This window comes from Streptomyces sp. NPDC020490, assembly GCF_044335305.1.
Lineage (GTDB): Bacteria > Actinomycetota > Actinomycetes > Streptomycetales > Streptomycetaceae > Streptomyces.
Window position 1 is genome coordinate 195,012 of the sequence record NZ_JBIRUY010000002.1, and the last position, 14,395, is coordinate 209,406.

General features: G+C 72.2%; 15 protein-coding genes. 6 read left to right on the plus strand and 9 right to left on the minus strand.

The features are described from left to right. Window position 1: 1 nt before the first annotated feature. Window positions 2-553 carry a dUTP diphosphatase gene (gene dut, locus ACH4ZX_RS04375; RefSeq protein ID WP_351886499.1) on the minus strand — a complete coding sequence of 184 codons (552 nt, stop codon included), beginning with the start codon at window positions 551-553 and terminating at the stop codon, window positions 2-4. Beyond that, window positions 550-1,134, minus strand: coding sequence for a PaaI family thioesterase (locus ACH4ZX_RS04380; RefSeq protein ID WP_360757051.1), 585 nt, complete (start codon window positions 1,132-1,134; stop codon window positions 550-552). Before ACH4ZX_RS04380 ends, dut begins: the two co-directional genes overlap by 4 nt. A gap of 58 nt (window positions 1,135-1,192) precedes the next feature. On the opposite strand from ACH4ZX_RS04380, the gene ACH4ZX_RS04385 reads away from it, so the two are divergent. After that, a complete protein-coding gene (locus tag ACH4ZX_RS04385; RefSeq protein WP_398267278.1) occupies window positions 1,193-1,657 on the plus strand; it encodes a DUF3093 domain-containing protein in 465 nt (154 codons plus the stop codon). A gap of 4 nt (window positions 1,658-1,661) precedes the next feature. Here ACH4ZX_RS04385 and ACH4ZX_RS04390 read toward each other — a convergent pair whose 3' ends face one another. The 4 genes from ACH4ZX_RS04390 to ACH4ZX_RS04405 all read right to left on the minus strand — a co-directional run bounded on the left by ACH4ZX_RS04390 (window position 1,662) and on the right by ACH4ZX_RS04405 (window position 5,191). Continuing rightward, window positions 1,662-2,579, minus strand: a complete 918-nt coding sequence (locus ACH4ZX_RS04390) for a hypothetical protein (protein WP_398267281.1) — start codon at window positions 2,577-2,579, stop codon at window positions 1,662-1,664. 13 nt (window positions 2,580-2,592) lie between these two features. Next, window positions 2,593-2,889, minus strand: coding sequence for a DUF4193 domain-containing protein (locus tag ACH4ZX_RS04395; protein ID WP_003997302.1), 297 nt, complete (start codon window positions 2,887-2,889; stop codon window positions 2,593-2,595). A gap of 404 nt (window positions 2,890-3,293) precedes the next feature. Next, window positions 3,294-4,532: a HAMP domain-containing sensor histidine kinase gene (locus ACH4ZX_RS04400; protein ID WP_324785206.1), complete on the minus strand. Its 1,239-nt coding sequence runs from the start codon at window positions 4,530-4,532 to the stop codon at window positions 3,294-3,296. Window positions 4,533-4,537: 5 nt separating this feature from the next. Continuing rightward, window positions 4,538-5,191, minus strand: coding sequence for a response regulator transcription factor (locus ACH4ZX_RS04405; RefSeq protein WP_010353034.1), 654 nt, complete (start codon window positions 5,189-5,191; stop codon window positions 4,538-4,540). A gap of 415 nt (window positions 5,192-5,606) precedes the next feature. Between ACH4ZX_RS04405 and ACH4ZX_RS04410 the strand changes: the two genes are divergently transcribed. After that, window positions 5,607-5,771 (plus strand): hypothetical protein, encoded by a 165-nt coding sequence (locus ACH4ZX_RS04410; protein WP_398267286.1) that lies wholly within the window; start codon window positions 5,607-5,609, stop codon window positions 5,769-5,771. Between the two features lie 204 nt (window positions 5,772-5,975). Here the strand turns inward: ACH4ZX_RS04410 and ACH4ZX_RS04415 are convergent, their stop codons facing one another. Then, the gene (locus ACH4ZX_RS04415; protein ID WP_398267289.1) at window positions 5,976-6,791 is read right to left on the minus strand and encodes an inositol monophosphatase family protein; all 816 of its coding nucleotides are present in this window, start codon (window positions 6,789-6,791) and stop codon (window positions 5,976-5,978) included. An 8-nt stretch (window positions 6,792-6,799) separates the two neighbouring features. Then, window positions 6,800-7,927, minus strand: coding sequence for a ferrochelatase (locus ACH4ZX_RS04420; RefSeq protein WP_398267292.1), 1,128 nt, complete (start codon window positions 7,925-7,927; stop codon window positions 6,800-6,802). Between the two features lie 190 nt (window positions 7,928-8,117). On the opposite strand from ACH4ZX_RS04420, the gene ACH4ZX_RS04425 reads away from it, so the two are divergent. The 3 genes from ACH4ZX_RS04425 (at window position 8,118) to sepH (ending at window position 12,152) form a co-directional block, all read left to right on the plus strand. Beyond that, on the plus strand, window positions 8,118-9,356 hold the full coding sequence (locus ACH4ZX_RS04425; protein WP_398267295.1) for an MFS transporter: 1,239 nt from the start codon (window positions 8,118-8,120) through the stop codon (window positions 9,354-9,356). Next, window positions 9,316-10,635, plus strand: coding sequence for a D-arabinono-1,4-lactone oxidase (locus ACH4ZX_RS04430; RefSeq protein WP_398267298.1), 1,320 nt, complete (start codon window positions 9,316-9,318; stop codon window positions 10,633-10,635). Before ACH4ZX_RS04425 ends, ACH4ZX_RS04430 begins: the two co-directional genes overlap by 41 nt. Window positions 10,636-11,111: 476 nt before the next feature. After that, on the plus strand, window positions 11,112-12,152 hold the full coding sequence (sepH, locus tag ACH4ZX_RS04435; protein WP_398267301.1) for a septation protein SepH: 1,041 nt from the start codon (window positions 11,112-11,114) through the stop codon (window positions 12,150-12,152). Between the two features lie 199 nt (window positions 12,153-12,351). Here sepH and ACH4ZX_RS04440 read toward each other — a convergent pair whose 3' ends face one another. Then, complete coding sequence (locus ACH4ZX_RS04440; protein ID WP_398267304.1) at window positions 12,352-13,200, minus strand: sulfurtransferase; 849 nt, start codon at window positions 13,198-13,200, stop codon at window positions 12,352-12,354. Between the two features lie 313 nt (window positions 13,201-13,513). Between ACH4ZX_RS04440 and ACH4ZX_RS04445 the strand changes: the two genes are divergently transcribed. Next, on the plus strand, window positions 13,514-14,335 hold the full coding sequence (locus tag ACH4ZX_RS04445; protein ID WP_398267307.1) for a VOC family protein: 822 nt from the start codon (window positions 13,514-13,516) through the stop codon (window positions 14,333-14,335). Window positions 14,336-14,395: the final 60 nt, after the last annotated feature.

The following is a 14,395-nucleotide window of genomic DNA, read 5'->3' on the forward strand; positions in this document are numbered from 1 at the left end:
GTCACTGTCCTTCCCGGTCGGATACGACCGAAGCGTATCGATTCCCACCCGCCTGGCCGCCCACGGCGGCCTGACCGCTTGTGCCGCTTTTCCCGCCCACCGCGGCGTGACCGCCCGTGGACCCGAAGCCCCCTTCGGCCCGCGCCGAGCCGGGAAGCTCCGCCACCTCCTGGAAGCGGACCCTCTCGACCTGCTGGACCACCAGTTGGGCGATCCGGTCGAAGCGCTCGAACCGCACGGGCTCGTGCGGGTCGAGATTCACCACGATCACCTTGATCTCCCCACGGTACCCGGCATCAACCGTCCCCGGGGCATTCACGAGGGCGACACCGCAGCGGGCGGCGAGACCGGATCGCGGGTGCACGAAGGCCGCGTACCCCTCCGGGAGGGCGATGGACACGCCCGTGGGCAGCACGGCCCGCTCTCCCGGCCGCAGTTCCCGGGCGACGGTGGTGCGCAGATCGGCTCCCGCGTCACCGGGGTGCTCGTACGCCGGTAGCGGTACGTCCGGTTCGACGCGCCGGATCAGCACGTTCACGGGGTCACGGCTCACGGGTTCACCTCGAAGGCGCGGGCCCGCCGGAGCTGGTCCGGGTCGTCCATGGCCGCCTGGATCTCCTCCTTGCGGCCGTGGTCGACGAAGTGGTCGACCTTCACCTCGATGAAGAGGGCGTCGGCGCGGACGGCGACGGGTCCGTCGGGGCCGCCGATCCGCCCGGTGGCGGTCGAGTAGATCTTGCGGCCCGCCACCGCCGTGACCTCGGCCTCCAGGTACAGCACCGTGCCCACCGGGACGGGGCGCACGAAGTCGGTCTCCAGCCGCCCGGTCACGGCGATCGTCCGCAGCAGCCAGTTCAGCGAGCCGAGGGTCTCGTCGAGCGCGGTGGCCAGCACCCCGCCGTGCGCGAGACCGGGCGCGCCCTGATGGGCCGGCTGCACGGTGAACTCGGCGGTGATGCGGACGCCCTCGCCGGCCCGGGCCGCCAGGTGCAGCCCGTGGGGCTGGTCGCCGCCACAGCCGAAACACTGTCCGTAATGGGCGCCGAGAAGCTCGCCGGGCGCGGGGGCGTCGGGATGGCGCACCGGTGTCACCGCGTCGGCGGGAGGCTTCAGAGCTGCGGAAGTACCACTCACAGCCGCAGACCTTACCCGCGCGTCGGCTGGTTCCGGACACCGTGCCAAGCTTGGCTCCATGCAGCTCTCCGCCGCCCCTTACGAAGAACGCCTCACCGCCCCCCGCACCTGGTGGCTGGTCTCGGTCCTGGCCGGGTGCTCCCTGGCCCTGATCCTGCTGCCGTTCGGCACGCTGCCGATGCTGGGCGGCCTGGTGGGCGGCACCGCCGCGGCGGCGGTCGTGGCGAGCTCCTACGGCTCGGTCCGGGTCCGCGTGGTGGGCGGTTCGCTGATCGCGGGCGAGGCGAAGATCCCGGTGACGGCGCTGGGCGAGGCGGAGGTGCTGGACGCGGAGCAGGCCCGGGCCTGGCGCACCCACAGGGCGGACACCCGTGCCTTCATGCTGCTGCGCGCCTACATCCCCACGGCGCTGCGCGTGGAGGTCACCGACCCCGAGGACCCGACGCCCTACCTGTATCTGTCGACGCGGGAGCCGGAGCGGCTGGCGCAGGCCCTGAAGGCGGCCCAGGAGGCCGCGCGGTAGGCGCTCAGCGCCCGAGTTCCTTCCCGAGTTCCTCCGGCGTCAGCGGGTCCGCCGGCTGCTCCAGGGGCGGCAGTTCGGGCAGCGCGTCCCAGGGCACCTGGAGGCGTCTGAGGTCGGCGCGGATGCGGGCCGCGAGCTTTCTGGTGTCCCGGCGGTTCATCAGGGCCCCCACGGCGGCTCCCACCATGAAGGGCATCAGGTTCGGCAGGTCGCGCACCAGGCGCCGCATGATCTGCTGCCGCAGCCGCTGCTTCAGGCTGCTGTTGACCGCGCTGCCGTAGGTCGACGGCTTCGTCACGTCGATCCCGCGCTCTCCCGACCAGGAGTCGAGGTAGGCGGCGGTGCGCTGGGGCAGGTTCCCCGGCGGCCGCGCTCCGTACACCTCGTGCAGCTCGGCGATCAGCTTCAGCTCGATGGCCGCGACGCCGGTGATCTCCGCGGCCAGTTCGGTCGGCATCGCGGGCGGCACGGGCAGCATCGCCGCGGCTCCGACGCCCGCTCCGACCGTGGACGTGCCCAGCACCGCGCCCGCGACGAGCTTGTCGGCGAGCTGTTCGGGCCCCAGGTCGGGGAACTGCTTGCGGAGGGTCGCGAGGTCCCGTACGGGGATCCGCGGGGCGTTCTCGACGACCCGGTCGGTGAGGTACGCGAGGGCCGCCCTGGCGCGGCTGCCGCCCTTGCGGACGCCTTCCCGGGCCGTGTCCCGTATCGCCGCGGCCCGCCGCCGTGCGACGGGCGCGGGGCCGGTCGGCGACGCCGGGGATGCGGCGTGGTCGGCCGGTTCGAGCGAGGCCCCCGCGGTCCCTGGGGAACCGGAAGGGCCTCGCTCGTGGTCACGCGCGCCGTGAGGACCGTCGGACGGTCCGTGGTCCGCTCCCGGCAGGGGGGAGCGGCGCTTCCGAGGAGGGGTCGAGCCGGTCACGGCCGACCCGTCCTCAGTCGCAGTCGCGGCAGATCGGCTGACCGTTCTTCTCCCGGGCCAGCTGGCTGCGGTGGTGCACCAGGAAGCAGCTCATGCAGGTGAACTCGTCCTGCTGCTTGGGCAGCACCCGGACGGCCAGTTCCTCGTTCGAGAGGTCCGCGCCGGGCAGCTCCAGGCCTTCCGCGGCCTCGAACTCGTCGACGTCCACCGAGGAGGTCGACTTGTCGTTCCGCCGGGCCTTGAGTTCTTCAAGGCTGTCCGAGTCGACGTCGTCGTCGGTCTTGCGTGGGGTGTCGTAATCCGTTGCCATGTCGCTCTCCCCCTCTGGGTGTCTGTGGTGTCTCCAGCGCACGTAACGCGTGAGAGGCCGGACTTGTGCCCGACCCGAGGCGGAGATTTTGCCTCACATCAAGGTCTGTTACTCAATCGACACCCAACCGGACTCCTCAAGAGTGATCGGCTTGGATGGCGAACCGGACCGTACACGGTCCCTGTGCCACTCTTCAAAGGCGTCTCACCCTGTACTTCCCGTGATCGCGACCCCCGAAAACCCGGATTTTCCACGCTTTCCGGCGGCTGATGAGATCACTGAGAGTAGATGGCCGGAAATTCGCCCTTGTGATCGATCACACACGGTACCGCCGGGTGGGCGCCCGGGAAATTCCGCGCAAAGCGAACATCCCCGGGGCGTGGCGGCGTGCCGGCGGCATGATCTCAGACCGGCAGGGTGACGCGCATCACGAGACCACCGCCCTCGCGCGGCTGCGCCGCGATGTGCCCACCGTGCGCCCGGGCCACGGAGCGGGCGATGGACAGGCCCAGGCCGACGCCCTTGTCGCTGCCCGTGCGGTCCGTACGCAGCCGTCTGAAGGGCTCGAAGAGGTTGTCGATCTCGTACGCGGGCACCACCGGGCCGGTGTTCGCCACCACGAGGACCGCCTGGCCGTGCTGCACGTCGGTCGTCACGTCGACCCAGCCTCCCTCCGGCACGTTGTACCGCACGGCGTTCTGCACCAGGTTCAGCGCGATGCGCTCCAGCAGTACGCCGTTGCCCTGGACGACCGCCGGCTTCTGCTCGCCGCGGATCACCACGCCCTTGGCCTCCGCCTCGGCGTGCACCTGGTCGATGGCCTGCTCGGCGACCTCGGCGAGGTCGACCGGTTTGCGCTCGACGATCTGGTTGTCGCTGCGGGCGAGCAGCAGCAGCCCCTCGACGAGCTGTTCGCTGCGCTCGTTGGTCGCCAGCAGCGTCTTGCCGAGCTGCTGCAGCTCCACCGGCGCGTTCGGGTCGGACAGGTGCACCTCAAGAAGGGTGCGGTTGATGGCCAGCGGGGTTCTCAGCTCGTGCGAGGCGTTGCCGACGAAACGCTGCTGCGCCGTGAAGGCCCGCTGGAGGCGCTCCAGCATGTCGTCGAAGGTGTCGGCCAGCTCCTTCAGCTCGTCGTCCGGGCCGTCCAGCTCGATACGGCGGGACAGGTCCGAGCCGGCCACCGCGCGCGCGGTCCGGGTGATCCGGCCGAGCGGCGACAGGACACGGCCGGCCATGGCGTAGCCGAAGGCGAAGGCGATCACCGCCAGGCCCAGCAGGGCCAGCAGGGACCGGCTGAGCAGGTCGTCCAGGGCGTGCTGGCGCTGCACCGCTTCGCACTGCTTGAGCACCGCGTTCAGCTCGCTGTCCGGCGCCGTGTTCAGGGCGGGGCAGGTGGAGCTGGTGATGTCCAGGTTGCTTCCGGTCACCGAGAAGGACTGGCCGCTGCCCTCGTGCAGGGCCTGGGCCGCCAGCAGGTAGATGATCGACAGCAGCAGGATCCCGGCGATCAGGAACATGCCGCCGTACAGCAGCGTGAGCCGTATCCGGATGGTCGGGCGCAGCCAGGGGAACGGGGGCTCCGGCCGCCTGGGGTCCCAGGTGGGTTTCGGGGGCGCCTGGGGAGGCGCGGGGGTCGCCGCCACAGGGATCAGATCCGGTATCCGGAGCCGGGCACGGTGACGATGACGGGCGGCTCGCCCAGCTTGCGGCGCAGGGTCATGACGGTCACCCGCACCACGTTCGTGAACGGGTCGGTGTTCTCGTCCCAGGCCTTCTCCAGGAGCTGCTCGGCGGAGACGACCGCGCCCTCGCTGCGCATCAGCACCTCCAGGACGGCGAACTCCTTGGGGGCGAGCTGCACCTCCCTGCCGTCGCGGAAGACCTCACGGCGGTTGGGGTCGAGCTTGATCCCGGCGCGCTCCAGGACCGGCGGCAGGGGCACGCTGGTGCGCCGGCCGAGGGCCCGCACGCGCGCGATGAGCTCGCTGAAGGCGAACGGCTTCGGCAGGTAGTCGTCGGCGCCGATCTCCAGTCCCTCGACCCGGTCGCTGACGTCGCCGGACGCGGTGAGCATCAGCACGCGCGTGGGCATGCCCAGCTCGACGATCTTCCGGCAGACGTCGTCGCCGTGGACCAGGGGGAGGTCGCGGTCGAGGACGACCACGTCGTAGTCGTTGACGCCGATGCGCTCCAGGGCGGCCGCACCGTCGTACACGACGTCGACGGCCATGGCCTCCCGGCGCAGTCCGGTGGCCACCGCATCGGCGAGCAGCTGCTCGTCCTCGACGACGAGTACGCGCACGTCGCTGTCCTTCCTGTGTCCACCCGCGTAGCGCCTGACGGGCGCGCGCGGGCCGGGGTCTTCATGGGTGTGTGCCTCCATCCTGCCCTTTTCGGCCATAAGTCGGCTGTAAGGCGGGTGGCGGGGAATCGAAGGGCGAGTGATCGACCCGGGAATGCGAGATTTTCTCGTCGGGTTGAGGTTTCCGCGGGAGAAACGGCGGGGAGGACGGTTCATACCCCGCGATCACGCTCTGCTAGTGCCGCAACACCATGCGGCACGGCGTCAATCCGCTTTCCGCAGAGCGGGCGTGGGTGTCCGGCACCGTCGCCGCCCGGCTGGGGCAGCGCTGGGCATCCACCGCAGACGTGATCGTCCCTTCCGAACGGCACACCCCCGTGCCACCGACCCACGACCCAGGACGAGGGGGCGCAGCATGGACGCATTCACCGCAGGACTTCTGCAGCGCATAAAGGCGACCGAGTCCGACCTCACGCGGGCTCGCGACGAGGGCGACGACTTCCTCGTCGAGGTTGAGCAGGGCGAACTCGACGACCTGCACCGCCTCGCCGCCGAGCACGGTGTGGAGGTCGGCGCCTAGCGTCTGATCGCTTCGTGAACACGACTCGCTTCGTGAACACGACTCGCTTCGTGAGCACAACAAGAAGTCGCTTCGTGAGCACAGCAAGAAGCACGAACGAGCCCCCGGCGAATCCAGCGCCGGGGGCTCGTTCGTGTGCGGGTACCCCGTGAGGCGGCTCGCAGTCGTTCCCCGGCCGACGGCAGGGGTCCGCCGGGGCCCGGTTCAGTCGTGCCAGGCGCCGAAGTTCTCCAGGAGCTGCTGGAGGGGCTCGAAGACGCCCGGGGTGGCCGCTACCGCCAGGTCGCGTGCGGGGGGCTGTCCGGGGCGTCCACCGGTCAGGGCGCCCGCTTCCCGGGCGATGAGGTCGCCCGCCGCGATGTCCCACGCGTTGAGGCCGCGTTCGTAGTAGCCGTCGAGGCGGCCGGCCGCCAGGTCGCACAGGTCGACCGCGGCCGATCCGCCGCGCCGGATGTCACGCAGCAGCGGGATCAGCCGGTGGGCCACCTCGGCCTGGTGCGTGCGGACCTCGGTGACGTAGTTGAAGCCGGTGGAGACCAGGGCCTGGTCCAGGGGCGGCGCCGGGCGGCAGGACAGACGGCGCTCGCCCTCCCAGGCGCCCGTGGCCCAGGCCCCGCCGCCGCGCACCGCGTGGAACGTCTCGCCGCGCATCGGGACGGCGACGACGCCGACGACGGTCTCGCCGTCCTGCTCGGCGGCGATGGAGACGGACCAGGTGGGCAGTCCGTAGAGGTAGTTGACCGTGCCGTCGAGCGGGTCGATCACCCAGCGGACGCCGCTGGTGCCGTCGGTGGAGGCGCCCTCCTCGCCGAGGAAGCCGTCGTCCGGGCGCTGCGCGGAGATCAGGTCGGTGATCAGCTTCTCGGCCGCGATGTCCATCTCGGTGACGACGTCGATCGGGCTGGACTTGGTGGCGGCGACCGCGAGGTCGGCCGGGCGGCCGTCCCGCAGCAGCTCACCGGCGCGGCGGGCGGCCTCCTGGGCGCACCGCAGGAGTTCTTCGTGCAGGGGGTCGGTCACGGGGTTCCTCACGCGTAGGGGCTGTCGGCGCCCGCGGCGGCCGGGCGGGGGGCCCGGCCGGGGCAGCAGCCCACCGGACAGACGTCGTGGCTCGCGCCGAGCCCGCCCAGGGCGCAGGGGGTGACCCGCTCGTCGCGTTCGGCGGACGCGCGCTCCAGGATCAGCTCGCGGATCGCGGCGGCGAAGCGCGGGTCGGCCCCGACGGTGGCCGAGCGGCGTACCGGCAGGCCCAGCTCGCGGGCCTTGGCGGCGGCTTCGGTGTCGAGGTCGTAGAGGACCTCCATGTGGTCGGAGACGAAGCCGATGGGGGCCATGACGACGGCGGGGACGCCGGCCGCGTGCCGTTCCTCGAGGTGGTCGCAGATGTCGGGCTCCAGCCACGGGATGTGCGGGGCGCCGGAGCGGGACTGGTAGACCAGCTGCCAGGGGTGGTCGACGCCGGTGCACTCGCGGACCGCGTCGGCGATCAGCCGTGCCACGTCCAGGTGCTGCCCGACGTAGGCGCCGCCGTCGCCGTGGCCCTCGACGGGGCCGGAGGTGTCCGCGGCGGCGGTGGGGATGGAGTGGGTGGTGAAGGCGATGTGCGCGCCGTCGCGGACGTCCTCGGGGAGGTCGGCGAGGGAGCGCAGGACGCCCTCGATCATGGGCTCGACGAAGCCGGGGTGGTTGAAGTAGTGCCGCAGCTTGTCGATCCTCGGCAGGTCGAGACCCTCGGCCTCCAGGGCGGCCAGCGCGTCCGCGAGGTTCTCCCGGTACTGGCGGCAGCCCGAGTAGGAGGCGTAGGCGCTGGTGGCCAGGACCAGGATGCGGCGGCGGCCGTCGGCGGCCATCTCGCGCAGGGTGTCCGTCAGGTACGGCGCCCAGTTGCGGTTGCCCCAGTAGACCGGCAGGTCCAGGCCGTGGCCGGCGAAGTCCTCGCGGAGGGCGGCCAGCAGGGCGCGGTTCTGGGCGTTGATGGGGCTGACCCCGCCGAACAGGAAGTAGTGCTGCCCGACTTCCTTGAGGCGTTCCTTGGGGATTCCCCGTCCGCGCGTCACGTTCTCCAGGAACGGGACCACGTCGTCCGGCCCTTCCGGGCCGCCGAAGGAGAGCAGGAGCAGGGCGTCGTAGGGGGTGGCATCGAGCGCGTCTGGCATGGGTCGATCCTGCCACCCGGCACCGGCAATGCCGCCACCCGGCACCGCCGGCCGGGAGACGGGGGGTGGCCCGGTGCGTAAGGTTGCCCCGACTCGTAAGCTGTATCGACTGTAGTCGCACCTTACTGAGCCACCCTCGTCCACACCGCGCCGATTCCTCGCCGCGGGTGGCGGACCCACCGGAGTTCCCGTGCCCAGCCCTTACCGCGCCCTGTTCGCCGCCCCCGGCTCCCTGGGTTTCTCCGCCGCGGGTCTCGTCGGACGGATGCCGCTGTCGATGATGGGCATCGGCGTCGTCACGATGATCTCCCAGATCACCGGGCGCTACGGGCTGGCCGGCGCCCTGTCGGCCACCATCGCGCTGACCGCGGCGGCGATCGGGCCGCAGATATCCCGGCTGGTCGACCTGCACGGCCAGCGCCGGGTGCTGCGCCCGGCGACGCTGGTGGCGCTGACGGCGGCGGCCGGGCTGCTGCTGGCCACGTACTTCCGCTGGCCCGACTGGGTGCTGTTCGTGTGCGCCGCCGGCATCGGCTCGGTGCCGAGCCTCGGCGCGATGGTCCGCGCCCGCTGGGCGGCCCTGTACCGGGGGACTCCGCAGCTGCACACCGCCTACTCGTTCGAGTCGGTGGTGGACGAGGCGTGCTTCATCTTCGGGCCGATCATCTCCATCGGGCTGTCGACGGCGTGGTTCCCCGAGGCCGGTCCGCTGCTCGCCGCCTGTTTCCTGGCGGTCGGCGTCTTCTGGCTGACCGCGCAGCGGGCCACCGAGCCCGCGCCGCACCCGCGTGAGCAGCACGGCGGCGGCACGGCGATACGCTCCCCCGCCCTTCAGGTGCTGGTGGCCACCTTCGTGGCGACCGGGGCGATCTTCGGCGCGGTCGACGTGGTCACCGTGGCCTTCGCCGACGAGCGGGGCCACAAGGGCGCCGCGAGTGTCGTGCTGGCGCTGTACGCGGCCGGTTCCTGCGTCGCGGGGATCGTGTTCGGACTGCTCCGTTTCAAGGGAGCCGCCGCTCGGCGCTGGCTGCTGGGCGTGTGTGCGACGGCCGTGAGTATGATCCCCCTCCTACTGGTCGGGAACTTGCCGTTTCTGGCCGTGGCGCTCTTCGTCTCGGGTCTGTCCATCGCTCCCACGATGATCACGACGATGTCCCTGGTCGAAGAGCACGTACCACGCGCGCAGTCGACCGAGGGCATGACCTGGGTGAGCACCGGGCTCGCGGTCGGCGTCGCGCTCGGCTCCTCGGTGGCCGGCTGGGTCATCGACGCGGCCGGGGCGCGGGCCGGGTACGGGGTTCCGGCGGTGTCCGGGGCCGTCGCGGTCGCGGTCGGTTTCCTGGGGTACCGCCGGCTCAGCAGGCCGGCTCCGCGTCGGGGAGGCACCGTTGAGCAGCACAGCGAGCGGCAGGAACGGCACGTGGCGTAACTGGGGCGGCAACGTCGCCGCGCGTCCCGCGCGGGAGGTCACCCCGGCTTCCGTCGAGGAGCTGGCCGCCGCCGTGCGGGAGGCGGCCGAGGACGGCCTGACGGTGAAGGCGGTCGGCACCGGGCACTCCTTCACGTCGATCGCCGCGACCGACGGCGTGTTGATCCGCCCTCAACTGTTGACCGGCATCCGCAGGATCGACCGGGACGCCATGACGGTCACGGTCGAGGCCGGCACCCCGCTCAAGAGACTCAACATGGCTCTCGCCCGCGAGGGCCTGTCGCTCACCAACATGGGCGACATCATGGAGCAGACCGTCTCCGGGGCCACCAGCACCGGCACCCACGGCACCGGCCGCGAGTCCGCCTCGATCGCCGCCCAGATCAAGGGACTCGAGCTGGTCACGGCCGACGGCTCGGTGCTCACCTGCTCGGAGAAGGAGAACCCGGACGTCTTCGCGGCCGCCCGCATCGGCCTGGGCGCCCTCGGCGTCGTCACGACGATCACCTTCGCCGTGGAGCCGCTCTTCCTGCTCACCGCGCGCGAGGAGCCGATGCCCCTCGACCGGGTCCTCGCCGAGTTCGACCAGCACTGGGCGGAGAACGAGCACTTCGAGTTCTACTGGTTCCCGCACACCGGCAACACCAACACCAAGCGCAACAACCGCAGCCCGGGCCCGGAGCGGCCGGTGGGCCGGTTCGCCGGCTGGCTGGAGGACGAGTTCCTGTCCAACGGCGTCTTCCAGGTGGCCCAGTTGGTCGGCCGCGCGGCGCCGGCGACCGTCCCGGCGATCGCCCGGATCTCCAGCCGGGCGCTGTCGGCGCGCACGTACACCGACATCCCGTACAAGGTCTACACATCGCCGCGCCGGGTGCGGTTCGTGGAGATGGAGTACGCCGTCCCGCGCGAGGCGGTGACCGAGGTGCTGCGTGAACTGAGGTCGATGGTCGACCGCTCGGGCTTCAGGATCAGCTTCCCGGTCGAGGTGCGCACGGCCCCGGCCGACGACATCACCCTGTCGACCGCGGCCGGCCGGGACAGCGCCTACGTCGCCGTACACATGTTCCGCGGGACGCCCTATCAGGCGTACTTCACCGCGGCCGAGCGGATCTTCACCGCGCACGAGGGCCGGCCGCACTGGGGCAAGCTGCACACCCGCGACACGGAGTACCTCGCCGGCGTCTACCCGCGCTTCGGCGAGTTCACCGCGCTGCGGGACCGGCTCGACCCGGACCGCCGCTTCCAGAACGCCTACCTGCGCAGGGTGTTGGGCGACTAGGGCCTGCGCGGCGGATCATGCCGGACAGGCCCTAGTGGGCAACCCGCGGTAACGGAAGGGCCGTACGACCGAAACCTTCGGTTCCGTTTCTGGCGGTCGCGTGAAATACGCCACGTCCAAGATCCAGAAACCCGCTCAACAGACGGCTTCAGGCCATTTCTTGCCAGAAGTTGGGCGGCGCGCCAATCCACGCGAGTGGTCCGAATGGAGTACTGTTGCGAGCCCTGGGTCCGGTCTCCCGCCAGGGCGTCCGGGGCCTTGCCGGACCGCCGGGAGGGGGCGAGTTGCACAGGGTGACGGAGTTGGTCACTTAGCGTTGCAAAGAGGTAACCGTGCCATAACGGCGATCAAGGGCCCGCGCCCGACACGCCGGGCAACACGGCAAGGTTGTGGCAGGCTGCACCCGGGCAGGCCACACTCGACTAGCGGAAGCAGCGACGCACGTGACGTCGGCAGGCACCACCCGGGAGGTCCCCATGCCCGAACTGCGTGTCGTGGCCGTCTCGAATGACGGCACACGGCTGGTGCTGAAGGCTGCCGACTCAACGGAGTACACGCTTCCGATCGACGAGCGGTTGCGTGCCGCCGTACGCGGCGACCGGCCCCGCCTCGGCCAGATCGAGATCGAGGTGGAGAGCCACCTCCGCCCCCGTGACATCCAGGCGCGGATACGTGCCGGTGCCACCGCGGAAGAGGTCGCGCAGATGGCCGGCATCCCCGTGGACCGGGTACGCCGTTTCGAGGGACCCGTGCTCGCGGAGCGCGCGTTCATGGCCGAGCGGGCCCGCAAGACGCCCGTGCGCAGGCCCGGCGAGAACGCGGCCGGACCGCAGCTCGGCGAGGCCGTCCAGGAACGCCTGCTGCTGCGCGGCGCCGAGAAGGACACCGTGCAGTGGGACTCCTGGCGCCGCGACGACGGCACCTGGGAGGTCATGCTGGTCTACCGGGTCGCGGGCGAACCGCACTCGGCGAGCTGGACGTACGACCCGCCCCGGCGGCTCGTCCAGGCCGTCGACGACGAGGCGCGCTCGCTGATCGGCGAATCCGACGACCTCGCCGCGCCGGAGCCCAGCTTTCCGTTCGTGCCGCGCATCGCACGGCTGCCGCGCGACCGCCCGCTGGACCGCCCCGACCGGGAACGGCCGAGCCTGCCCGCGCAGGCGTCCGAGCCCGCCGAGGAGAGCACGAGCGAACGCGACTCGCTGACCAGCCTGTTGGAAGCGGTACCGAGCTTCCGCGGCGACCTGGTGGTCCCGGAGCGTCCGTCGGAGACCGCGTCGGAGGAGCCTGCCGTCGAACCGGCGGAAGAGGAGCCCCCGGCCCCCGCGGCCTCGGCCGGCGCCGGTTCCGCCTATGCCGACGTCCTCATGCCCCGGTCCGTCGGCAGCCACCGCGAGCGCCTCATCGGCTCCACCGACCGCCAGGCGGAGGCCGACGGCGTCCGCCCCGGCCGCCGGGCGGCGGTCCCGAGCTGGGACGAGATCGTGTTCGGCACGCGCCGCAAGAAGCAGGAGTAGCCGACCTGCGCCGAGCCGGACGACGTGAGCCGAGCAGGACGTGAGCTGAGCAGGACGACGTGACGAGGGCCGCGCCGCCGGGCGCGGCCCTCGTCTGTCGCCGGGGCGAGGCCGTCGGCGCTGACCTCGCGCCGGGGCTGACCTCGCCGGGCTGGCCTTGCCGGGGCTGACCATGCAAGGGCTGCCCTTGCTCGCCGGGCTATTGCGGGTCCGGTCCCACGGCCACCGGCCGGGACGGGTCCGCGGACCACTCCGACCACGAACCCACGTACAGGGCGGCCGGAATGCCCGCGACCGCCAGCGCCAGCACCTCGTGCGCCCCCGACACGCCCGAGCCGCAGTACACGCCGACCTCGCGGTCGTCGGACGCGCCGAGGGACGCGAAGCGTTCGGCCAGCTCCTCGGCGGGCAGGAACCGCCCGTCGGGCCCGACGTTCTCGGTGGTGGGCGCGGAGACGGCCCCCGGGATGTGGCCGCCGACCCGGTCGATCGGCTCCACGTCGCCGCGGTAGCGCTCGCCCGCCCGCGCGTCGAACAGCACCCCGGACCGCGCCAGCGCAGCCGCGCCGTCCGCGTCGAGGAGCCCCTCCCCCGGCTTCGGCTCGAAATCGCCCTCGTCCGGGGCGGGCGCCGCCGTCTCCAAGTCGCCCTCCCAGGACGGCAACCCGCCGTCGAGGACCCGCACGTCCGGGTGACCCGTCCAGCGCAGCAGCCACCACGCGCGGGCCGCGGCCCAGCCCTGTCCGCCGTCGTAGACGACCACCGGCCGTCCGGCCGACACGCCCGCCCGCCGCATCGCCGCGCCGAACTCGCCCAGGTCGGGCAGCGGATGGCGGCCCCGCTCGCCGGGGGCGGAGGCGAGTTCGGCGTCGAGGTCCACGTAGACGGCGCCGGGCAGGTGGCCGGCCGCGTACTCGGCGCGTCCGTCGAAGGGCGGCTCACCGGCCGCCTTGGCGAGGCTGAGCTGCCAGCGGACGTCCAGCAGCACGGGCGGGCGCGGGCCCGCCAGTTCGCCCGCGAGTTCGGAGGCGGAAATGATGGCGTTCATGGCCACCATCCTGGCCCATGGGGTGGCCACTTCGCCCGAGTCGGGCTACTCTGCTCGGCCGGGCGGGCCCGATCACCAACCGTACGGGTTCGGACACATGCTGTACAGATGGCCGACATCCTTGGGCGAACGCGTGGAAACAGGCCGACGGCCACACTTTCGGCACACTCCGGACGCGGGCCCTCCCGCGGCGGCGCGCCCAACGGCGCACCACCGGAGGTGGTGCGAGCATCGGCACGGAAGTCCTGCACAGCCGAAGTCCTGCACAGCGGAAGCGACGCGGCCACCGCGAGGGGCCGGGGAGAGAGCGACGATGACCGAGTCATGGGGGACGGCAGGCCCGAACGGCGGGGGGAGGCACACTAGGTACGCGCCGGGCACGCCCTGCTGGGTGAGCCTGATGGTGCACGGGCTGACCGCGACGCAGGACTTCTACGGAGCCCTGTTCGGCTGGGAGTTCGCACCGGGCCCCCAGCAACTCGGGCCGTACGTGCGAGCCCTGCGGGACGGTGACGGTCAGGAGGTCGCCGGGATCGGCCAGTTGCCGCCGGACCGCCATCTGCCCATCGCCTGGACGCCGTACCTCGCCTCGGACGACGTGGACGGGACGGCGGAGACCGTACGGCTGTGCGGCGGCACGGTCGGCGTGGGCCCCCTGGACGCGGGCGAGGCCGGACGCCTCGCGCTCGCCTCCGACCCCTCCGGCGCGGTCTTCGGCATCGCGCAGGCGACGGCGCACCCCGGCCCGGCCGTCACCGGCGTGCCCGGCACCCCCGTCTGGAACGAACTGGTGACCTTCGAGCCCAAGAGCGTCGCGAAGTTCTACGAGACGGTGTTCGGCTACGAGGAGGGCCCCGACGCCGCCTCTGCCTCCGCCGACGGCGACCGCGTGACCCTGCGCGTCGACGGCCACCCGGTCGCCGGCATCCACGGCGTGGGCAACGCCCTCCCCCGCGACCGGGGTTCGCACTGGACGACGTACTTCGAGGTCGCCGACGCCGCCGAGGCGACCGCCCGCCTCGTCCACCTCGGCGGCCACGTCCTCGAACCACCCCACGACAGCCCGGACGGCCGCGTGTCCGCGGTGGCGGATCCGGAGGGGGCACGGTTCGCTTTGCTGGAGCAGCGGGGTTGACCCGGGCTTCCGGAACGGCTGTTGTGGGACCGCGCGGCGGGCGGGGCGCCGGCACAAGGC